Consider the following 21,010-nt stretch of genomic DNA (forward strand, 5'->3'; position numbering starts at 1 on the left):
TGGCGCCCGCTTTGCACCCCATCAGGTGCCCTGCCAGGCCTGAACCCGACGCACAGCCCGATCCCCTCGCAGCCCACCTCTGTTGTTGCCCGATCTGCACACGCTGGCGTCGCCGTTTCCTTCTTTCATCGCTCTCTCTTTTTCTCGGAGAACTCCACCATGAGCAAGACCCCCGTCCGCGTGGCCGTGACAGGCGCCGCAGGCCAGATTGGCTACGCGCTGCTGTTCCGCATTGCCTCCGGCGAGATGCTGGGCAAGGACCAGCCCGTGATCCTCCAGTTGCTGGAGATCCCCGACGAGAAGGCCCAGAAGGCACTCAAGGGCGTGATGATGGAGCTGGACGACTGCGCCTTCCCGCTGCTGGCCGGCATGGAAGCCCACGCCGACCCGATGACCGCCTTCAAGGACGCCGATTACGCGCTGCTGGTCGGCTGGCGTCCGCGTGGCCCGGGCATGGAGCGTGCCGAACTGCTGTCGATCAACGGCGCGATCTTCACCGCCCAGGGCAAGGCCCTCAACGCCGTCGCGTCGCGCAATGTCAAGGTGCTGGTGGTCGGCAACCCGGCCAACACCAACGCCTACATCGCGATGAAGTCGGCCCCGGACCTGCCGGCCAAGAACTTCACCGCCATGCTGCGCCTGGACCACAACCGTGCTGCCTCGCAGATCGCTGCCAAGACCGGCAAGCCGGTGTCTGCCATCGAGAAGCTGGCCGTGTGGGGCAACCACTCGCCGACCATGTACGCCGACTACCGCTACGCGACCATCGATGGCGCCTCGGTCAAGGACATGATCAACGACCAGGCCTGGAACAAGGACGTGTTCCTGCCGACGGTCGGCAAGCGCGGCGCCGCCATCATCGAGGCCCGTGGCCTGTCGTCGGCCGCTTCGGCTGCCAACGCCGCCATCGACCACATGCGCGACTGGGCCCTGGGCACCAATGGCAAGTGGGTCACGATGGGCATCCCGTCGAACGGCGAATACGGCATCCCGAAGGAAATCATGTTCGGCTACCCGGTCACCTGCGAAAACGGCGAATACAAGATCGTCGAAGGCCTGGAGATCGATGCCTTCTCGCAAGAGTGCATCAACAAGACCCTGGCCGAGCTGCAAGGCGAGCAGGACGGCGTCAAGCACCTGCTGTGATCGCGCGGCGCCAGCCAAGGCGCTGGCGCTAAGCTGACAAGCCGGCGACCGCGAAAGCGGTGCCGGCTTTTTCAATTCCACCTGCCCTGCCCCTACCTGCCAGCCATGACTGCACCGCGCCACCCTGCCGATGTCCTGTTCGAAGAAGGCGACGCCGTGCCGGCGCTGCCGGTGTGCGACCACTACTGCGGCGTCGAGGCGCGCATGCGAAAGAGCCTGGCGCTGCAGGCCGAGATGGGCCCGGTGTTCGACATCACGCTGGACGGCGAGGACGGTGCGCCGGTGGGCGGCGAAGTCGAGCATGCACACCTGATCGCCGAACTGGCGACCTCGGCCGAAAACCGCTTCGGCCGCGTCGGCGCGCGCGTCGTGCCGGTCGACCACCCGGCCTTCGTGCCCATGCTGGAAGCGCTGCTGCCCAAGGCCGGCGCCGCGCTGGCCTACCTGATGATCCCGAAGCCGCGCCACCTGGCGGACCTGGCACAGGCGGTCGAAACCATCGATGCCCTGTCGGCGCAGGCCGGCCTCGCGAAGTCGATCCCGCTGCATGCGCTGGTCGAGACCCACGGCGCGCTGCGCGACGTGTTCGCGCTGGCAGCGCATCCGCGCATCGAATCGCTTTCGTTCGGCCTGATGGACTTCGTCTCCGCGCACCGCGGCGCCATCCCGCAGTCGGCCATGAGTTCGCAGGGCCAGTTCCAGCATCCGCTGGTGCTGCGCGCCAAATTGGAGATCGCCGCGGCCTGCCACGCCGCCGGCAAGGTGCCCTCGCACTGCGTGGTCACCGAGTTCAAGGACAGCGCGGCGCTGCAAGGCGCCGCCGAACGCGCCTGCCGGCAACTCGGCTACACCCGCATGTGGAGCATCCACCCGGACCAGATACGGCCCATCGTTGACGCTTTTGCGCCCACCGCGGCCGAGGTCGACCAGGCCATCGAGATCCTGCAGGCCGCGCAGGCGGCGGACTGGGCGCCGATCCGCCATCGCCACGCCGGCCGGGACCAACTGCACGACCGGGCCAGCTACCGCTATTTCTGGCAGGTGTTGCAACGTGCCCATCGCACCTCGTTTGCCGGCGGCGCGCAGCTGCCGGCCGAAGTGCAGCTCGCGTTTTTCGGCGCGCACTGAACTGCCCGGAACTCGCCGGAACAGCGCTGACAAATTCCGTCAGTTCAGGCGATGGAACAGAAGCTGCTCCGCGTTGTCGTTAAATCGCGCCAAGTCCTGGGCAAATACCAACAGCCTCACAGCTGGTAACAGGGTTTGGCACAGCTTGCGCAGGCACAATACGCCTGCCCTCTTTCCGAAGGAGCCCTGCCTTGATGATTCGCGCTTTTGTGTCCGTGGCGCTGCTGCTCAGCGCAGCCGCCGTGGCAGCCCAGCCCGCCGCTGTTGCCTCTGCCAAATCTTCCACCACCACAGCCAAGGCCAAGGCCGCCGGCAAGGGCGCAAAAGCCAAGAAGGTCGTCGAGCCGCCGCCCCCGCCTGTCGAGGTGCCGCTGCCCGTCTCCGAAGGCGAGCAGAACGCCGCAGCCTCCATGACCCATTTTGGTCACTACGACTGCGAGTTCGCCCAGCAGATGACGGTGGCGATGAACCCGAAGAACGACGGCTACATCGACGTCACTTTCGGCAAGACCACCTACACGATGAAGCCTGTGCTCTCGACGACAGGCGCACTGCGCCTGGAAGACGTCAAGGGCGAGGCCTTGCTGCTGCAGATCGCCTACAAGTCCATGCTGATGGACGTCAAGGCTGGCCGGCGCATCGTTGACGAATGCGTGCATCCCAAGCAGCTCGAAGCCAAGAACAATGCTGCAGGCCAGCCCCAGCAGGCACTGCTGATGAGCCCGGCGGAAGTCGCCGCCGCAGCCCAGGCTGCCGCCGCCGCACAGGCCGCAGCCGCAGTTGCTGCAGCGGCGCCTGCTCCCGCCCCGGCCGTTGCCGCGGTCGAAGCTGCAACTGTGGCGCCAGCCGCCGCCGTGTCCACTGCGCCTGCTGCGCCCGCCGCGGCGCCGGTGACCATCGAGGCTGCTGCGCCCAGCCAAGCCCCGGTTCAGCGCTGAGATTGCACCGCCCTTAGAGGGCTGCGCTTTGCTTTCCACAGGCCCTTCGGGGCCTGTGTTCATTTGTGGCCGGGATTTTTGCGGGCAAACCTGTGCGGCGAGCGCCTCGCGGCCATGCGCATGCACGATTGAGTACGTATAATTCATGCATACCGGTTTGGAAGTCCAGGGAGTACCGACACATGGAAGCCACTGTTGCCGAGCGAGGACAGATCACCCTGCCCAAGGCCGTGCGTGATGCCCTGGGCCTGACCAAAGGCACCACGCTGAAGGTCGAACTGGACGGCGCGCGCATCATCCTGCGCAAAGACGTGTCCGACGCCATCTCCCGCGCCCGCGGCCGCTTCAAGCTGGACGGCTTTGCCGACACGGATGAAGCCTTGCGCACCATCCGCGGCCGCGCACCCGGCGAACCGCTGGACGTCTGACGCCACGCCACCCATGATCGCCATCGACTCTTCCGTCGTGATCGACCTGTTGGCCGACGGCCCTGCCGCAGACGCAGCCGAGGCCTGCCTGCGCCAGTCGCTCAGCATCGGCCCGGTGGTGGTCTGCGATGTCGTGCTGACGGAAATCTGCACCGCGCTGAAGAACGGCTCCGAAGCGCTTGAAGTGCTGGAGGACATGGGCGTGGGCTACAGCGCCACCGAAACCAAGGCCGCCGTGCGCGCTGGCGAGATGCAGCGCCGCTACCGCCAGCGCAGCGACCATCCCAGCGGCCGTGCCGCACCTGACTTCCTGATCGGCGCGCACGCCATGCTGCAGTGCGACGGCCTGATCACCCGCGACGCCACTTTCTACCGCGACTATTTCAAGGGCCTGAAGGTCATCGTGCCCTGACCTGCCCGCCATTCACACGGGCGCCTGCTGCGCGGGCGCCCGCCCCTCTGATACCCACCGTTCTTTCCTGGAGAGCCCCATGCTGCAAGCCTATCGCCAACATGCCGCCGAACGCGCCACGCTCGGCATTCCGCCGCTGCCGCTCGATGCCAAGCAGGTCGCCGACCTGATCGAGCTGATCAAGAACCCGCCCGCCGGCGAAGACGCCTACCTGCTGCACCTGCTGACGCACCGCGTGCCCCCCGGCGTGGACGATGCGGCCAAGGTCAAGGCCTCGTTCCTGGCCGCCGTGGCGCATGGCGAGCTCGGCGTGGCGCTGATCTCCAAGGCCAAGGCCACCGAGTTGCTGGGCACCATGGTGGGCGGCTACAACGTGCATCCGCTGATCGAACTGCTGGACGACGCCGACGTGGCGGCAGTCGCGGCCGAGGGCTTGAAGAAGACCTTGCTGATGTTCGACTTCTTCAACGACGTGGCCGAGAAGGCCAAGGCCGGCAATGCCAAGGCCAAGGAAGTGATCCAGTCCTGGGCCGATGCCGAGTGGTTCACCAGCCGCCCGGAAGTCGAGCAGAAGATCACCGTCACCGTCTTCAAGGTGCCTGGCGAAACCAACACCGACGACCTCTCGCCCGCGCCTGACGCCTGGAGCCGCCCGGACATTCCGCTGCACTACCTGGCCATGCTGAAGAACACCCGCGAAGGCGCCGCCTTCGTGCCGGAGGAAGACGGCAAGCGCGGCCCGATGCAGTTCATCGAGGACCTGAAGAAGAAGGGCCACCTGGTCGCCTACGTGGGCGATGTGGTCGGCACCGGCTCCTCGCGCAAGTCGGCCACCAACTCGGTGATCTGGGCCACCGGCCAGGACATTCCGTTTGTGCCGAACAAGCGCTTCGGCGGCGTGACGCTGGGCGGCAAGATCGCGCCGATCTTCTTCAACACGCAGGAAGACTCCGGCTCGCTGCCGATCGAGGTCGACGTTTCCAAGCTGGAAATGGGCGACGTCGTCGACGTGCTGCCCTACGCCGGCAAGATCGTGAAGGACGGCGAAACTATCGTCGAGTTCCAGCTGAAGAACGAAGTGCTGTTCGACGAAGTGCGTGCCGGCGGCCGGATCAACCTGATCATCGGCCGCTCGCTGACTGCCAAGGCCCGCGAGTTCCTGGGCCTGGCCGCGTCCACGCTGTTCCGCCTGCCGAAGGCCCCGATTGAAACCACGGCCGGCTTCACGCTGGCGCAGAAGATGGTCGGCCGCGCGGTGGGCCTGCCGGAAGGCCAGGGCGTGCGCCCGGGAACCTACTGCGAACCGAAGATGACGACCGTGGGTTCGCAAGACACCACCGGCCCGATGACCCGCGACGAACTGAAGGACCTGGCCTGCCTGGGCTTCTCGGCCGACCTGGTGATGCAGTCCTTCTGCCATACCGCAGCCTATCCGAAGCCGGTCGACGTGAAGACCCACCGCGAGTTGCCGGCCTTCATCAGCAGCCGCGGCGGCGTTTCGTTGCGCCCGGGTGACGGCGTGATCCACAGCTGGCTGAACCGCCTGCTGCTGCCCGACACCGTGGGCACCGGCGGCGACTCGCACACCCGCTTCCCGATCGGCATCTCCTTCCCAGCCGGCTCCGGCCTGGTCGCCTTCGGCGCCGCCACCGGCGTGATGCCGCTGGACATGCCCGAATCGGTGCTGGTGCGCTACAAGGGCGAGATGCAGCCCGGCGTGACACTGCGCGACCTCGTGCACGCGATCCCGCTGTACGCCATCAAGGCCGGCCTGCTGACGGTTGCCAAAGCCGGCAAGAAGAACATCTTCTCCGGCCGCATCCTCGAAATCGAAGGCCTGCCTGACCTGAAGGTCGAGCAGGCCTTCGAGCTGAGCGACGCCTCGGCCGAGCGCAGCGCCGCCGGCTGCACCATCAAGCTGAACCCGGCACCGATCAAGGAATACCTCACCAGCAACGTCGTGCTGATGAAGAACATGATCAACGACGGCTATGCCGACGCACGCACGCTGCAGCGCCGCATCGAGAAGGTCGAAGCCTGGCTGGCCAACCCCACGCTGCTGGAAGCCGATGCCAACGCCGAATACGCCGCGGTGATCGAGATCGACCTGGCCGACATCAAGGAACCCATCCTCTGCTGCCCGAACGACCCGGATGATGCCAAGACCCTGTCCGACGTGGCCGGCACCAAGATCGATGAAGCCTTCATCGGTTCGTGCATGACCAACATCGGCCACTTCCGCGCCGCAGCCAAGCTGCTGGGCGGCCAGCGCGACATCCCCGTCAAGCTGTGGGTCGCCCCGCCGACCAAGATGGACCAGAGCGAGCTGATCAAGGAAGGCCATTACGCGGCCTTCGGCACCGCCGGTGCGCGCACCGAAATGCCGGGCTGCTCGCTGTGCATGGGCAACCAGGCCCAGGTGCGCGAAGGTGCGACCGTGGTCTCCACCTCCACCCGCAACTTCCCGAACCGCCTGGGCAAGAACACCAACGTGTTCCTGGCCTCGGCCGAACTCGCCGCCATTGCCTCCAAGCTCGGCCACATCCCCACCGTGGCCGAATACCACGAAGCCATGGGCGTGGTGAACAAGGACGGCGCCGCGATCTACAAGTACCTCAACTTCGACCAGATCGACGAATACGCCGAAGGCGCGAGGAGCACGGCTGCGGCCTGCTGATCACGGCACAAGCGCCTCTTGCAGGCGCCTGAAACGACAAGGCCCGCCAGGCAAACCTGGCGGGCCTTTTTCCATGGCGGCTCCCGCGGCGTGACGCACAGAGGCCTGCCATGTAGCACAAGAGTGCTACATTCTCCTGGCCCGAAAGGAAGCACCATGTCAACCACGACCATCCGCTTGTCCGAGCCCTTGAAGCAGCGCGTGCAAAAAGCTGCGGAACAGGCGGGCACAACGCCGCACAGCTTCATCCTCGAAGCCATTGCCGAAAAGGCCGAGCGGGCCGAGCAGCAAGCCGGCTTTGTGGCAGAAGCGCTGGCCCGCGAAGCGACCGTGCAAGCCACCGGGCACGCATTGGACTGGGCGGACGCGCGCAGCTGGCTGCAGAGCCGCACACGCAAGACGGCTGGGCAGGCAACGCGCAGCGAGAAGTGACGGCAGTCAAGCTGGCGCCAGAGGTCATCGAGGACCTCGAACGCATCGTCGCCCACCTGGAAGCGCACGAAGGCAGTGAGCTCGCCGACAGGACGGACGAGATCATTTCGGCGCTGGACGTGTTGGCCCAGCATCCGATGATTGGCCGCCTGACCGCCAGCGGCCTGCGTGAGCTGGTGATCGGCAAACGCACGCGGGGCCACGTCGCGCTGTACCGCTACCAGGAAGCGGAAGACCTGATCCTGGTCTTGGCGATCAGGTCGCAGCGAGAAGCCGGCTACACGCGTGCCGACTGAGGCACAAGCGCCTCAGGCCAGGCGCACCGCCGAGAACGGCGGCAGCAGCGGGCCGCTGGCGCCGAGCTTCTGGGTCTCGATCGTCCAGTCGGCTTCGGTGAACATGCCGGCGACGACAAACGAGCGCACGCCCTTATGCGGATTGGGCTGCCTGATGGGCCGGCAGGAAGCGGGCCAATGCGCGCTTCAGCGCATCCAGCTCGAAAGGCTTGCCCAGTACGCCATTGGCCCCGGCCTCGGTGATGCGCTGCGGGTCCACGTCCAGCATGCTGGCGGTCCAGATGATGATGGGCAGCCGGCCTGCCGGACCGTGCAACTTGCGAATGGCGCGGCAGGCAGTGAGGCCATCCATCACAGGCATGCGCAAGTCCATCAAGGCCATGTCGTAGCCGCCAAGCGCAGCGGCCTGCATCGCGTCTGCGCCGGTGCCGAATACATCCACCGTGAGGCCGAGCGCGGCCAGGTGCAGCATCGCGATCTGCTGGTTCACGGGATCGTCTTCGCCAAGCAGCAGGTGGCCGGAGAAGCGGCTGGGCAGCTGCTGTGGCAAGGCGGCCGGCCCGTCCTCCTGCCTTGCCTTCTCCAGGCTCACCGTGAGCCAGAAGCAGCTGCCCTGGCCGGCCTGGCTTCGCAGGCCCAACTCGCCGCCCATCAGCTCGGCCAGCTTGCGGCAGATGGCCAGGCCCAGGCCGGTGCCGCTGTACTGGCGCGTGGTCGACAGGTCGGCCTGCGTGAACGGCTCGAAGATGCTTTGCTGCCGCGCCGGCTCGATGCCGATGCCGGTGTCCTGTACCTCCAGCCTCAGCGTGGCGTGGGTGTTGGTCTCCGCCGCGAGGCCAAGGCGCAGCGTCACCTGGCCGACGCTGGTGAACTTGATCGCGTTGGCCAGGAAGTTGACCAGCACCTGGCGGATGCGACCGGGGTCGCCGAGCAGCAGGTGCGGCACGCCGGGCGCCACCTCGCAGGCCAGCACCAGGCCCTTGTCGCGTGCCTGGAAGGCCAGCAGTTCCACGGCCTCCTGCACAACCAGGTGCGGGTCCAGCGGGATCTGCTCCAGTTCCAGCTTGCCGGCCTCGACCTTCGAGAAGTCCAGGATGTCGTTGATGATGCTGAGCAGGGTCTTGCCGCTGCGCGCGGCGATCTCGGCACACAGCCGCTGGTCGGGCTGCAGGTCGCTGGCCAGCAGGTACTGCAGCATGCCCAGCACCCCGTTCAGCGGCGTGCGGATCTCGTGGCTCATCACCGCCAGGAACTCGCTCTTGGTGCGGCTGGCGGCCACCGCCACCTCGGCTGCCAGGTGGGCTGCGTTCAGGCTGTCCTTCTGCGCGCTGAGCCGGCGCGAGAGCTCCTGTGCATCGGCCAAGGCCTTGTCCTTGGTCTGCAGCAGGAACAGCAGGTCCACCACCGGGTCGTGCACCGCGAAGTCATTCAGCGACAGGCCGATGCGGCGCAGGCTGGCCATGGCGTCCACCCACGGTGAGCCGAGGAAAAACAGCCGTTCGCCCTGCAGCACCATCTCGCCGCGCAGCTGCAGCAACCCCTCGCGGTGACGGAAGACAAACAGTGACTTTTCGCGCGCGCTGATGGCCTCGAAATCCACGCTCGGCAGCACCGGCCGAACCAGCTTGAACTGCTGCGCCAACGCCATGCCGGGCACCATCTCCGGACACACGCGGCCCAGCACCGCACCGACCTGCAGCACGCACAAGTGCCCGTCCAGCACCATGTGGAAGGGGAAAGCCGCCGCGAACTGCGCAGGCGTGAGGTTCAGCGAGGCGGCCGACATCACGCCGCCGGCTGTGTTGGCACCCCGATGTACTCGATGCGGAAGACGTCGTGGTCCTGCGGGCCGCGGAAGGCGACCTGCTGCACCGTGACCGGCTGCTTGAAGCGCTGCCCCAGGCCCTTGATCAGGCCGACCACCATCGGGGCCATGCCCATGCGTTCACTGCGGTAATGCAGCAGCAGGCCCGGGTCACCCGGCGGCGACTCGACCTCGAACGACGGCGGGCGCAACCCAGGGAAAGTCATGCCGACATGGCTGTGCAGCGTGTCGAGGTTGAGCAGGAAGGTCTTCAGGTCCGAGCCAGCCATGGCCAGCATCTCGCCGTAGCCGACCTGCGCGGTGTAGAGCACCCAGTGCTGGCCGAAGGCCTCGAGCAAGGCCGCCGCGTCCATGGCCAGTTCCTCGCTGGCAGCGCCAACCAGCTTGAAGCTCAGCTCGTCGGGGTAGCTGTCCATCGAGATGAACATTTCCTGCGCCACGCCCGCCCGGCGCAGCACCTGCCGCCAGGTGTCCTCGCCAAAGCCCTGGGTGACAAAGTCTTCCAGGCCCTGGTTGACCAAACCGTACATGGACACCTTTCTGCCGGCTCCGAACTGCAGCCCGCCGCTCCATCATCGGCCCGGCGCGCTGCGCCAGCCATCCGTAGGCGCCCTATCCGCAAGCGGAGCGCTGCATCAATTCACGCTTGCCCGTACCCGCCTCCGCCTGGCGTGCGGATCACGAACACATCGCCCTCGCCCATCCCGACCTGGCCGATGTGGCCCAGCGGCTCGGTGCGGCCGTCCGCCCGTTGGACCAAGTTCTCGCCTACCGCGCCAGGCTGGCCACCGGCCATGCCAAAGGCGCCGTGCGTGCGGCCATTGCTGAGGATGGACGCCGTCATCGGCTGCAGGAAGCGGATGCGGCGTTCGCCGCCATCGCCGCCCCGCCACCGGCCGGCGCCACCCGTGCCGGGGCAGATCTCGTAGGCATCCAGCCGCACCGGGAAGCGGAATTCCAGCACTTCAGGGTCTGTCAGCCGCGAGTTGGTCATGTGGGCCTGGACAACGCTGGTGCCGTGGAAGCCGGGGCCGGCGCCGGAGCCGCCGGAGATGGTCTCGTAGTACTGGTGCGTGTCGTCGCCAAAGGTGAAGTTGTTCATCGTGCACGGGCTGGCCGCCATCACGCCCAGCGCGCCGTACAGCGCATTGGTGACGCACTGGGAGGTCTCCACATTACCGGCCACCACGGCAGCCGGGAAACGCGGGTTCAGCAGGCAGCCTTCGGGCACGATGACCTCGATCGGCTTGAGGCAGCCGGCGTTCAGCGGAATCGCATCGTCCACCAGCGTGCGGAAGACGTAGAGCACCGCGGCCATGGTGATGGACTTGGGCGCGTTGAAGTTGTGGGGCTGCTGGGCGCTGGTGCCAGTGAAGTCGACCCGGGCGGAGCGCCGCTTCGCGTCGACCGTCACGGCCACGCGGATCTCGGCGCCGTTGTCCATCGGAAGCACAAAGCTGCCGGGCTTCAAGGCGGTGATGACGCGGCGGACCGATTCCTCGGCGTTGTCCTGCACATGCTGCATGTAGGCCAGCACCGTCTCGCGGCCGTACTGCGCGACCATCGCCTTCAGCTCTTGCACGCCCTTCTCGTTCGCAGCGATCTGCGCCCGCAGGTCCGCCAGGTTCTGTGCCGGATTGCGGCTGGGGTATGGGCCGGACTGCAGCAGCGCCACCAATTCGGCCTCTCGCAGGCGGCCTTGCGCGACCAGCTGGAAGTTGTCGATCAGCACGCCCTCTTCCTCGATGCTTTGCGAGAACGGCGGCATCGAGCCCGGCGTGGTGCCGCCGATGTCGGCATGGTGGCCGCGGGAGGCGACGTAGAAGCTGGGGCGCAGCTCCGTCGGCACGAAGTCCGCGTCTTGCGAATCCGCCGCCGGGCCGCCCCAAGGCGGATTCGCGCCCCCTCGGGGGGCCGGACGCTTTGCGTCCATGGGGGTCGTCAGGTACACCGGCGTCACCACGGTGATGTCCGGCAGGTGCGTACCGCCGTGGTACGGGTCGTTGAGCACGTACACGTCGCCCGGCCGCATCTCGGGGTTGCGCTGGATCACCGAGCGGATGGATTCGCTCATCGAACCCAGGTGCACCGGCATGTGCGGCGCGTTGGCGATCAGCTGGCCTTGCGGGTCGAACAGCGCGCAGGAGAAGTCCAGCCGTTCCTTGATGTTGACCGAGTAGGCGGTGTTCTGCAGCCGCAGCCCCATCTGCTCGGCAATGTTCATGAACAGGTTGTTGAAGACCTCGAGCATCACCGGGTCGGCCTCGGTGCCCGCCGCCCGCAGCGCGGCGCGGGGGCGGATGCGCTGGATCAGCAGCTCGCCCTGCGCGCTGAGGCTGGCCTGCCAGCCGGGGTCGATCACCGTGGTGGCATTTTTCTCGGCGATCACCGCCGGGCCGCTGACCAGTGCACCAGCGGCCAGGGTTTCGCGCTGGTGCAGCTCGGCCTCGCGCCAGCCGGCAGGCTGCTCGTCGGCCAGGCAGTACATGCGGATGCGGGCGCGCGGCGCGGGCTGGTGGGCCACGGCCATCGCCGAGGCAGGTGCGCTTTCTGGCCGTTCGCCTGCAGCCAGGCATTCGACGCTGACGGACTCGATGACCAACGTACGGTCCGGCATCAGGAAGGCGTAGCGCTGGCGGTAGCCACGCTCGAACTCGGCGCGGATCTCAGCAATGGCGGCTTCGCTGCCGTCGTGGGTGGCGAGCTGGCACGGCAGCGTGGTGTCCGTGCCCTGGTAGCGCACCTGCACGCGCGCCACGGCTTGCACGGTCTCCGCTGCCACGCCTTGGGTCAGCAGTTCCTGCGCGGCCTGCGCGCGCAGCCGCTCGGCCAGCGCGCGGGCCTGCGCCAGCCCGGCCGCGTCCAGCGCCTGCTCCAGCGAGGCCTCGCGCATCGCGATCTGGTCGGCCAGGCCCATGCCGTAGGCGCTGAGCACGCCGGCGAACGGATGCGCCAGGATGCGCGTCATGCCCAGCGCGTCGGCCACCAGGCAGGCGGCCTGGCCACCGGCGCCACCGAAGCACTGCAGCGTGTAGTTGGTGACGTCGTAGCCGCGCGCCACCGAGATGCGCTTGATCGCATTGGCCATCGCGCCGACGGCGATCTGCAGCGCGCCGGCCGCGGCCTGCTCGGCGCTGACGGCCTGGCCAGTCGCGCCAGTCATCGCGGCGGCCATTTCGGCAAAACGCTGCTGCACGACCTCGCGGTCCAGCGCCTGGTTGGCCTTGGGGCCGAACACGCGCGGGAAGAACTCGGGCTGGATGCGGCCCAGCATCACGTTGGCATCGGTCGTGGCCAAAGGGCCGCCGCGGCGGTAGCTGGCCGGGCCGGGGTTGGCGCCGGCCGACTCGGGGCCGACGCGCAACCGAGCGCCGTCGAAGCGGATCACCGAACCGCCGCCGGCTGCCACCGTGTGGATGCTCATCATCGGCGCGCGCATGCGCACGCCGGCCACCTCGGTGTCGAAGGCGCGCTCGAACTCGCCGGCGAAATGGCTCACGTCGGTGGACGTACCACCCATGTCGAAGCCGATGACCTTCTCATGGCCTGCCGCCAGCGCGGTGCGCACCATGCCGACGATGCCGCCGGCCGGGCCCGAGAGGATCGCGTCCTTGCCCTGGAAGCGGTGCGCTTCGGTCAGGCCGCCGGAGCTCTGCATGAAGAACAGCCGCACGCCCGGCATCTGCCCTGCGACCTGCTCCACGTAGCGGCGCAGGATGGGGCTGAGGTAGGCGTCGACCACCGTCGTGTCGCCGCGCGGCACCAGCTTCATCAGCGGGCTGACCTGGTGCGAAGCCGAGACCTGCGTGAAGCCGATCTCGCGCGCCAAGGCCTGCGCGGCCTGCTCGTGCGCCGGCGCACGGTAGCCGTGCAGGAAGACGATGGCGCAGGCGCGCAGGCCGCTGTCGAAGGCCGTCTGCAGTTTCGACTGCAGCGCGGCGAGGTCCAGCGGCTGCAGCAGCCGCCCTTGCGCGTCCACCCGCTCGTCCGCCTCGACGACCTGCTCGTACAGCAGCTCGGGCAGCTGGATGTGACGGTCGAACAGCTTGGGCCGGGCTTGGCTGGCAATGCGCAGCGCGTCGCGGAAGCCGCGCGTGGTGACCAGCAGCGTGCGGTCGCCCTTGCGTTCCAACAGCGCGTTGGTGGCCACCGTCGTGCCCATCTTCACGCAGTCCACGCGCTCCGGCGTGATCAGCTCGCCGGGCTGCAGGCCCAGCAGGCGGCGGATGCCTTCGACTGCCGCGTCCCGGTATTGCTCGGGGTTTTCGGACAGCAGCTTGAGTGTGTGCAGCGTGCCGTCCGGCGCGCGGCCGACCAGGTCGGTGAAGGTGCCGCCGCGGTCGATCCAGAACTGCCAGCGGTCGGAAGAGGTCAAAGCTTCAGTCATGTCTTGTTCGGGACCGCCTGCGCGGCCCGCCAGGGAATGCGACGGGGCGTTGGCAATCAGGCGGCCAGGCGATTGGCAGCCGGGGCGTCGGCGGACTCGTCCTTCGGCGCTTCGTTGCCGGCCGCGAGTTCTCGGCCACGGGTCTCGGGCAGCACCAGCGCGGCGAGGATCACCAGCGCGTAGCAGCCAGCCGCCATCCAGCCCAGGATCTGGCCCAGCGGCATGCTGCTGCTGAGCTGGCCGATCAGGGCCGGGCAGATGGCGCCGATGGCACGGCCCACGTTGTAGGTGAAGCCCTGGCCGGAGCCGCGCACGTCGCTCGGGAACAGCTCGGACAGGAAGGCGCCCATGCCGGAGAAGATGCCTGACAGGAAGAAGCCCAGCGGGAAGCCCAGCACCAGCATCAGGCCGTCGGTGATGGGGATCTGCGTGTAGCTCAGCACCAGCACGATGCCCATGGCCGCGAACAGCATGAAGCAGCGGCGGCGGCCGATGGCGTCGCTGAGCCAGGCACTCGTGAGGTAGCCGGCGAACGAGCCGCCGATCAGCACCAGCAGGTAGGTGCTGGTGCCCAGCACCGAGAGGTGGCGCTCGGTCTTCAGGAAGGTCGGCAGCCAGGTGGTGACCGAGTAGTAGGCGCCCTGCATCCCCGTGGCCAGCAGGCTGGCCAACACGGTGGTGCGCAGCAAGGAAGGGTGGAAGATGCGCATGAAGTTGGCGCGGTCACCGGTGCTGCGGCGGCGGGCCTGCTCGGCGCGGTAGACCGCCGGCTCGTCCAGGTTGCGGCGGATGTAGAGGATCAGCAGCGCGGGAACGATGCCGATCCAGAACAGCAGCTTCCAGGCGGTCTCCGGCGGCAGCACCGAATACAGGCCCCAGAAGGCCAGCGCCGAGGCCGCCCATCCCACCGCCCAGCTGCTTTGCACCAGCCCGGCCGCCTTGCCACGGTGCCTGGCGGAGATGGTCTCGGCGATCAGCACCGAGCCAACGGCCCATTCGCCGCCCATGCCGAAGCCCTGCATGGCGCGGGTGAAGAAGAGCTGGCCGAAGGAGCTGGTGAAGCCGCTGAGGAAGGTGAAGCTGGCGAACCACAGCACCGTCCACTGCAGCACGCGCACGCGGCCGAAACGGTCCGCCAGCACGCCGGCCGCCCAGCCGCCGACGGCGGAGGTGAGCAGCGCGCCGGTGGCGATGTAGCCGGCCTCGGCCTTCGTCATGCCCCAGGCCGCGAGCAGCGTGGGGATGAGGAAGGTGTAGATCATGTAGTCAAAGCCGTCGACGCCATAACCGGCAAAGGTGGCGGTCAGCGTGCGGCGCTCTGAGGGAGTCGTTTGTCGTAGCCACATGGTGAGTTGGGACCTGTTAGGTGAGGGCACACAGGCGCGTGTGCTCCCGCAGCGGCCCTGGCTGGCCGCCGCGACAGTGTTGCCACGCGCAACGAAAAACGGAAGCGGGAAAGGAAGCGGTGTGGCCGCTAGTTGCGACCGAGCTGGCGGTTCAACCGGTCGGTGACCAGCATGAAGCCCGGCGCGTGGGTGATGCAGAACGCGGGCTTGGCCGCGGCAATGGCGGCCTGCGGCGTCACGCCGCAGGCCCAGAACACCGGCAACTCGGCGCTGCGGATCTCGACCGCGTCGCCATCGTCCGGCCTCATGATGTCGCGAATGCCGATCAGCGCCGGATCGCCCAGGTGCACCGGGGCGCCGTGCACTTCGGGCGTGCGGGAGGTGATCTGCACCGCGCGGATCGCATCAGCTGCCTTCAGCGGGCGCATCGAGACCACCATCGGCCCGTGGAAGACGCCGGCGGCGCGCGTCGGGATGTTGGTGCGGTACATGGCCACGTTGCGACCTTCGTCCACATGGCGCAGGCGCATGCCGTCGGCCAGCAATGCGTGCTCGAACGAGAACGAGCAGCCCAGCGCGAAGGTCACCAGGTCCTTGCGCCACAGGCCGTGCAGGTCGGCGGGCTCGGCCACCAGCTCGCCATGGCGCCACACGCGGTAGCGGGGCACATCGGTGCGCAGGTCCAGGTCCTCGGCCAGGTCCGGCAGCGTCCACTCACCAGGTTCCGACACGCCCAGCAGCGGGCAGGGCTTGGGGTTGCGCTGGCAGTAGCGCAGGAAGTCGCCGGCCAACTCGGCCGGCAGGATGGCGAGGTTGACCTGCACATACTCGGCGGCCAGTCCGCTGGTGTGGCCCAGGAAGGCACCGCTGCGCGCAGCCGAGCGCACGTCGCGCCCGGTGGAAGCTGCGGACAGGCCGAGTTCGGCCGGGGTCATGACTGAGAAGGAAGCGGCGGTGCTCGCGTTCATGGGCAACTCCTGGTGCTTGCTGGCTGCAGGCCTCAAAAGACCTGGAATGCGGCGCATTGTGAAAGTCCGTTGGCCCGCCTTCCAACGAGAAATTTCCGGTTGGCTCCATCGAATTTTTGAATGATGAATCCTGGTGCAAACCCCGTTGCCAGAAGGCTTCACCGCGGTGCGCTTCGAGCGCGGTGGGTCAGCCCGAGCTGCCTTGCGACAGGTAGGCCTGCGCCGAGTCCAGCACCGACTCGGTCAGCGAGGACGTGGGGTCCTCGCGGTAGCTGGCGTGGATGGGCAGCGGCGCCAGCGTGGCGTCGGCCAGCAGGCAGCGCAGCGGTGCGCGGCGCGCCAGTTGCAGCGCTGCGCTTTCAGGCAAGGTGGCAATGCCAAAGCCGCCTTCGACCAGTTGCACCATGGCCGAGATCGAGGAAATGGCATGCACGCGCGGCAGCGGCGCGCCGTGGCGCTGGAACAGTTCCAGCAGCGCCTGGTGCGGCTGCGAGCCGCGCTGGAAGGTCAGCAGCTCAGTGCAGGACAGGTCCAGCAGGCTGTAGCGCGGCTTGGTGTGCTGCTCGGCATGGCCGACGAAGACCATGGGCATGGGCGGCAGCGGGCGGGTGCGCACCGAGGCATCGGTCGCCGGGATGGCGGCGAAGACGAGATCCTGAGCGCCGCGGCGCACCTGGTCGACCAGCACCGGTGAGGTTTCCACCGTCAGCTCCAGCGCGAAGTCCGGGTGGGTGCGGCGCATCTGCTGCAGCCAGCCCGTCAGCCAGCTGTGCACCACCGACTCGATCGCCCCGATGCGCAGTGCCACCGGCCGGCTGGCGTGGTTGCCCATCTCCTCCTTGAGCTGGCGATGCACGTCCAGTAGGCGGAGGGCCAGCACATGGAAACGCTGGCCGGCAATCGTCAGGCGGAACTGCTTGTCGCGCCGGTCCACCAGCACCACGCCCAACTCTTCCTCCAGCGCCGAGATGCGCGACGACAGGGCCGACTGCGTGATATGCAGCTTCTCGGCCGCACGCGTGACGCTCTTCAGCGACACCGCCCAGTGAAACGCCTCCACGAAACGCAGGTTCATGGGAGGCCGATTATGGGCGGCTGTCCCGTGGCGCTTCCGTCACCTTAATTTCTGTATTGACAGAAATGTCGGAAGAACCCTAGCATGCAGGCATGGAACTCACCGACACCGCCCGCCGCTTCATCGTGCACTGGGGCGAGATGGGCAGCAACTGGGGCGTGAACCGCAGCGTCTCGCAAATCCACGCACTGCTCTACTTCCATGGCCGGCCGCTGCACGCAGAGGAGATTTCCGAGACGTTGAGCGTCGCGCGCTCCAACGTCAGCACCAGCCTGAAAGAGTTGCTGAACTGGAACCTGGTGCGCAGCACCCACGTGCTGGGCGACCGGCGCGACTATTTCGAAACCTCGCTCGACGTGTGGGAGCTGTTCCGCACCATCGTGCGCGAGCGCAAGGAGCGCGAGTTCGACCCGACCGTGCGCCTGCTGAAGGAGCTTCAGGTCCAGCCCGGCTTCGAACAGGAATCCGCCGACGCGCAGGACCGCGTGCGCGAAACGCTGCGCTTCATGGAAACGTTGGGGTTGTGGTCCGACGAGATGCTGCGGCTCTCGCCGACCACGCTGGAGAAGGTGCTGAAGCTCGGCGCCAGCGTGCAGCGCTTCGTGCGCGGAGACAGTTGAACGGCCTTCCGATGCAGGGTCCTTCAGGCCTTTTTTTTGAGTCAATATTTCTGTTAATACTGAAATTTCAAACGGAGAAGACAATGAGGATGCACCCCCTGCCCCATGACGCTGGCGCCTATCCACTGACGCTTTACTACGAGTCGGCCTGTCCGCTGTGCGACGGCGAAATGCGCAACCTGATGCTGCGCAACCGCGACGGGCTGCTGCGCTTTGTCGACGTCAGCGCGCCGGGCTCTGTGCCGCCTGCAGGCGGGCCGAGCCTGGCCGACATGCTCACGCTGATGCGCGGCCAGCGGGCCGACGGCACATGGCTGACCGGCGTGGCGGTGTTCCGCCTGGCCTATGTGGCGGCCGGCCTGCCCCGAGTGTCACAACTGCTGAACCAGCCGCTGCTGGGCCGGTTGGCCGAGCGGGCCTACCCGTGGATTGCCAGGTACCGCCGCGCACTGCCGCACTGGATCAGCCACGTGCTGTTCGAGACCACGCTGCGCCGCGCGGCGGAACGCGCCGCGAACGACACCTCGCGTTGCCATGCCGGGCATTGCGAGCTGCATCAGCCCAAGGAGCGCTGAGACATGCGTGTCCTGCTTTGTGGTGCCACGGGCTTCATCGGCCGGCACATCGCCCGCGCACTGCGGGACCACGGCCACCAAGTGGTGGCCGCCAGCCGTGGCGGTCGGGAAGCGGTCGGCCAAGAAGCCCTGGCAGTGAACCTCATGGCGATGACCCAGCCGCGCGACTGGCTGCCTTTGCTGGCTAGCGTGGACGCGGTGATCAACGCCGTCGGCGTGCTGCGCGACAGCCGGCGCCAGCCGATGCGGCTGCTGCACACGCAGGCACCGCAGGCACTGTTCCAGGCCTGTGCCGAAGCGGGCGTACGACGGGTGCTGCAGGTCTCGGCGCTGGGCATCGAAGGCCAGGGCTCCGCCTACGCCCGCACCAAGGCAGAGGCCGACGGCACGCTGCTGGCATTGACCCAACACGGCGCGCTGGACGGCGTGGTGCTGAGGCCCAGCGTGGTGTTCGGCCGCGGCGGCGCGGGCAGCGAGTTGTTTGTCGCGATGTCCCGGTTGCCCTGGCTGGCGCTGCCGCCCGAGGGCAGGCGAACGTTGATCCAGCCAGTCGCAGTGCAGGACCTGGCGGAGGCCTGTGCGCAGCTGCTGGGACCGGCGCTGGCGCAGCGCGGCCTGATGGTCTGCACAGGACCGCAGGCGCTCAGCCTCGAAGCGCTGTTGGCCTCGCTGCGACAGCAACGTGGCGACAAGCCCGCACGGGTCGGCACGATGCCCGCTGCGCTGGCCCGCAGCAGCGCCTGGGCCGGCGACCTGCTGCCCTTCACGCCCTGGGGCCGGCAGACGCTGGGCCTGCTGCAACGGGACAACACCGCGAGCGCCGCCGAGGCGGCGCAGTTCGCCGCCGTGCTGGGCCACGCGCCCTGCCCGCCGGACCGACTGTTGGCGCAGAGGTGATCACGACATCACCTCGATGCTGCAGCCGCAGCTTGGCGTTGGGAGCGGCTGGGCTACCCAGCCTTTGTCGCGATGCTTGCGATCTTCTGGCTGACGGTCACGAAGCCTGGACTGTGGTGAGCAGGCTCAGCAGTTCCCGCTCACGCTCGAGCGACAGGCCGGTCTTCGGAAAACCTTGCTGCTCGGCCGGCAAGGCGCGCCACCAGGCCAGCGTGTCGGCCACCGTCTCCCCCAGCGGGCGGCAGCGCAAGCCAGCGTCATGGGCGCGCAGAGTGTTGTTGCGCTGGAAGGCCACATAGCCGGGATCGTCGCCCAGCCACAAGGGCATCTGGTCCCAGGGCGAAACCTGTTGCGCCAGCAGCCAGGCGGACGAAGCCCAGCAGACCTGGGGCGACGTGCCAGCGGCTTCCGCGCAACGCTGCAGCAGGTCGCCAAACTGATGCACACCAGGCAGGGTGGCCACGTTGAAAGCACCGGACTCGCCTTGCGCCACAGCATGCAGCACAAAGGCCGCCAGGTCCCGGGCGTCAATGAACTGCAGTTCGTCTTCGGGATGACCCGGCGCCAGCAGCGGTTCGCCATCCGCCGAGTTGGCAACCCGCGCCGGCCACCAGGTGAAGCGGCCGGTGGGGTCGTGCGGGCCGACGACCAAGCCAGGGCGGATCAACAGCGCCTGTTCGCCAAACACCCGCCGCACCACTTGCTCGCAGGCGGCTTTCAGTGGGCCATAGGTGTCGCCATCTACCGTCGTCGTGTTCGGGTCGGCCAGCACGCCCAGCGGCGAGTCTTCGCTGTTCGGCTGCCGGAAGTCGGCATAGGCCGAGACGCTGGAGATGAAGATGTAGCGGTCGACGCGACCGCGCAGGGCCTGCGCCATCGCGACGACTTCCCCGGGCAGGTAGCCGCAGCAGTCGATCACCGCGTCCCAGCGCCTGGCAGCGAGCGCGGAAAGATCTCCGCGCCGGTCGCCTTGAATGAACTCTGCACCAGGCAGCGGTTCGCCGCTCTGCCCGCGGTTGAACAGCGTGACGGTGTGGCCCGCAGCAAGCGCCGCCTCCGACAAGTGGCGCCCAACAAAGCGGGTGCCTCCAATGATCAGCAGGCGCTGCGGCATGGCAGTCACGCGCTCACCCTCACTTGCCGGCGCGAATGGCCTTCTCGTCGCTTTCGCGATAGTTGCGGCCGCCGCAGCGGGTCTTCCACGAACTCAGATCAGCGTCGTAGTTGCTGGCAGCGATGTCCATGTCGTGGTTGCGGGTGTTCCATTGATCGGTCTTGACCTGGAACTGCTGGAACTGGCTGTCGAGCTTGTTCTTGTCTTCGTCGACGCTGGCCTGGAACACCTTGCCGGCTTCGTTCAGCTCGTCGGAAGTCTTCTGGATTTCCTTGCCCTCCCGCTCCAGCACCTGCTGGCGGCGGTCGATGTTCTCGCCTTTCTTCGCCGCGGCGTTCAGCGCGTCCATCTTCTGGTTGAATGCCTCGACCTTGGCGCTGTGCGCAGCCACCTTGGCGTTCATGTCGGCCGCGTTCTGGTTGACACGGGCGGCCAGCGCGTCGCGCTGCTGCTTCATGGCCTCGTTCTCAGTTTCGAGCTGCTTGCGCTCGGCATCCAGCGCGGTGCGCTTGGTGCCCAGGTCAATGCTCGCGGCCTTGATGCTGTCCTGCTCCTTGAAGCAGGCGCGCAGCTCTTCGCGGCTCATCACCGACGCTTTGGCATTCGCATTGCCGAGGCTCTGCAGCTTGTCTTGCGCCGAGGCGAGGCTGGCCACCAGGGCCAGCAGCAGGCCAGCGGCGCCGGCGAAAGTGTGCTTGTGGAACGAGTGCATTCGATAACCTTTGCTGTCATGGCCGGCTGTTGAC

Annotated in this window: 19 protein-coding genes; 11 read left to right on the top strand and 8 right to left on the bottom strand. The window is 67.6% G+C overall.

Annotated features, from left to right (window positions below):
* Window positions 1–159 precede the first annotated feature (159 nt).
* The 8 genes from ACAH41_RS15125 to ACAH41_RS15160 all read left to right on the top strand — a co-directional run bounded on the left by ACAH41_RS15125 (window position 160) and on the right by ACAH41_RS15160 (window position 7,457).
* On the top strand, window positions 160–1,146 hold the full coding sequence (locus tag ACAH41_RS15125; RefSeq protein ID WP_370538356.1) for a malate dehydrogenase: 987 nt from the start codon (window positions 160–162) through the stop codon (window positions 1,144–1,146).
* A gap of 105 nt (window positions 1,147–1,251) precedes the next feature.
* Complete coding sequence (locus ACAH41_RS15130) at window positions 1,252–2,274, top strand: aldolase/citrate lyase family protein (RefSeq protein WP_325652111.1); 1,023 nt, start codon at window positions 1,252–1,254, stop codon at window positions 2,272–2,274.
* Window positions 2,275–2,465: 191 nt separating this feature from the next.
* Window positions 2,466–3,212 carry a hypothetical protein gene (locus tag ACAH41_RS15135; protein WP_325652113.1) on the top strand — a complete coding sequence of 249 codons (747 nt, stop codon included), beginning with the start codon at window positions 2,466–2,468 and terminating at the stop codon, window positions 3,210–3,212.
* Between the two features lie 182 nt (window positions 3,213–3,394).
* Window positions 3,395–3,640, top strand: a complete 246-nt coding sequence (locus tag ACAH41_RS15140) for an AbrB/MazE/SpoVT family DNA-binding domain-containing protein (protein ID WP_325652114.1) — start codon at window positions 3,395–3,397, stop codon at window positions 3,638–3,640.
* Window positions 3,641–3,653: 13 nt separating this feature from the next.
* Entirely contained in the window at window positions 3,654–4,052 is a 399-nt protein-coding gene (locus ACAH41_RS15145; protein WP_325652115.1) for a type II toxin-antitoxin system VapC family toxin, read from the top strand.
* Between the two features lie 79 nt (window positions 4,053–4,131).
* Window positions 4,132–6,729: a bifunctional aconitate hydratase 2/2-methylisocitrate dehydratase gene (gene acnB / locus ACAH41_RS15150; protein WP_325652117.1), complete on the top strand. Its 2,598-nt coding sequence runs from the start codon at window positions 4,132–4,134 to the stop codon at window positions 6,727–6,729.
* Window positions 6,730–6,885: 156 nt separating this feature from the next.
* Entirely contained in the window at window positions 6,886–7,161 is a 276-nt protein-coding gene (locus ACAH41_RS15155) for a DUF1778 domain-containing protein (protein ID WP_325652119.1), read from the top strand.
* The gene (locus tag ACAH41_RS15160; protein ID WP_325652121.1) at window positions 7,158–7,457 is read left to right on the top strand and encodes a type II toxin-antitoxin system RelE/ParE family toxin; all 300 of its coding nucleotides are present in this window, start codon (window positions 7,158–7,160) and stop codon (window positions 7,455–7,457) included. Before ACAH41_RS15155 ends, ACAH41_RS15160 begins: the two co-directional genes overlap by 4 nt.
* Window positions 7,458–7,590: 133 nt before the next feature.
* On the opposite strand, the gene ACAH41_RS15165 is transcribed toward ACAH41_RS15160, so the two are convergent.
* The 6 genes from ACAH41_RS15165 to ACAH41_RS15190 all read right to left on the bottom strand — a co-directional run bounded on the left by ACAH41_RS15165 (window position 7,591) and on the right by ACAH41_RS15190 (window position 17,058).
* Window positions 7,591–9,243 (bottom strand): ATP-binding protein, encoded by a 1,653-nt coding sequence (locus tag ACAH41_RS15165; RefSeq protein WP_325652123.1) that lies wholly within the window; start codon window positions 9,241–9,243, stop codon window positions 7,591–7,593.
* On the bottom strand, window positions 9,243–9,812 hold the full coding sequence (locus ACAH41_RS15170; protein WP_325652125.1) for a heme NO-binding domain-containing protein: 570 nt from the start codon (window positions 9,810–9,812) through the stop codon (window positions 9,243–9,245). The genes ACAH41_RS15165 and ACAH41_RS15170 overlap by 1 nt, the downstream gene beginning before the upstream one ends.
* Window positions 9,813–9,922: 110 nt before the next feature.
* Window positions 9,923–13,669 (bottom strand): hydantoinase B/oxoprolinase family protein, encoded by a 3,747-nt coding sequence (locus tag ACAH41_RS15175; RefSeq protein WP_325652127.1) that lies wholly within the window; start codon window positions 13,667–13,669, stop codon window positions 9,923–9,925.
* A gap of 56 nt (window positions 13,670–13,725) precedes the next feature.
* Entirely contained in the window at window positions 13,726–15,015 is a 1,290-nt protein-coding gene (locus ACAH41_RS15180) for an MFS transporter (protein WP_325652129.1), read from the bottom strand.
* Between the two features lie 128 nt (window positions 15,016–15,143).
* Window positions 15,144–15,950 (bottom strand): putative hydro-lyase, encoded by an 807-nt coding sequence (locus ACAH41_RS15185; RefSeq protein ID WP_370538359.1) that lies wholly within the window; start codon window positions 15,948–15,950, stop codon window positions 15,144–15,146.
* Between the two features lie 220 nt (window positions 15,951–16,170).
* Complete coding sequence (locus ACAH41_RS15190) at window positions 16,171–17,058, bottom strand: LysR family transcriptional regulator (protein ID WP_325652131.1); 888 nt, start codon at window positions 17,056–17,058, stop codon at window positions 16,171–16,173.
* A gap of 92 nt (window positions 17,059–17,150) precedes the next feature.
* On the opposite strand from ACAH41_RS15190, the gene ACAH41_RS15195 reads away from it, so the two are divergent.
* The 3 genes from ACAH41_RS15195 to ACAH41_RS15205 all read left to right on the top strand — a co-directional run bounded on the left by ACAH41_RS15195 (window position 17,151) and on the right by ACAH41_RS15205 (window position 19,150).
* Window positions 17,151–17,678, top strand: coding sequence for a MarR family transcriptional regulator (locus ACAH41_RS15195; RefSeq protein WP_325652132.1), 528 nt, complete (start codon window positions 17,151–17,153; stop codon window positions 17,676–17,678).
* An 83-nt stretch (window positions 17,679–17,761) separates the two neighbouring features.
* Window positions 17,762–18,253, top strand: a complete 492-nt coding sequence (locus ACAH41_RS15200; RefSeq protein WP_325652133.1) for a DUF393 domain-containing protein — start codon at window positions 17,762–17,764, stop codon at window positions 18,251–18,253.
* Window positions 18,254–18,256: 3 nt separating this feature from the next.
* A complete protein-coding gene (locus ACAH41_RS15205) occupies window positions 18,257–19,150 on the top strand; it encodes an NAD-dependent epimerase/dehydratase family protein (protein ID WP_325652134.1) in 894 nt (297 codons plus the stop codon).
* Window positions 19,151–19,247: 97 nt separating this feature from the next.
* Here ACAH41_RS15205 and ACAH41_RS15210 read toward each other — a convergent pair whose 3' ends face one another.
* Together ACAH41_RS15210 and ACAH41_RS15215 are read right to left on the bottom strand one after the other, a co-directional pair.
* The gene (locus ACAH41_RS15210; protein ID WP_325652233.1) at window positions 19,248–20,264 is read right to left on the bottom strand and encodes an NAD-dependent epimerase/dehydratase family protein; all 1,017 of its coding nucleotides are present in this window, start codon (window positions 20,262–20,264) and stop codon (window positions 19,248–19,250) included.
* Window positions 20,265–20,283: 19 nt separating this feature from the next.
* Window positions 20,284–20,976, bottom strand: coding sequence for a hypothetical protein (locus tag ACAH41_RS15215; protein ID WP_325652135.1), 693 nt, complete (start codon window positions 20,974–20,976; stop codon window positions 20,284–20,286).
* Window positions 20,977–21,010 lie beyond the last annotated feature (34 nt).

Origin of the sequence: Ideonella sp. (genome assembly GCF_041287625.1) — a bacterium.
Classification (GTDB): domain Bacteria; phylum Pseudomonadota; class Gammaproteobacteria; order Burkholderiales; family Burkholderiaceae_C; genus Ideonella.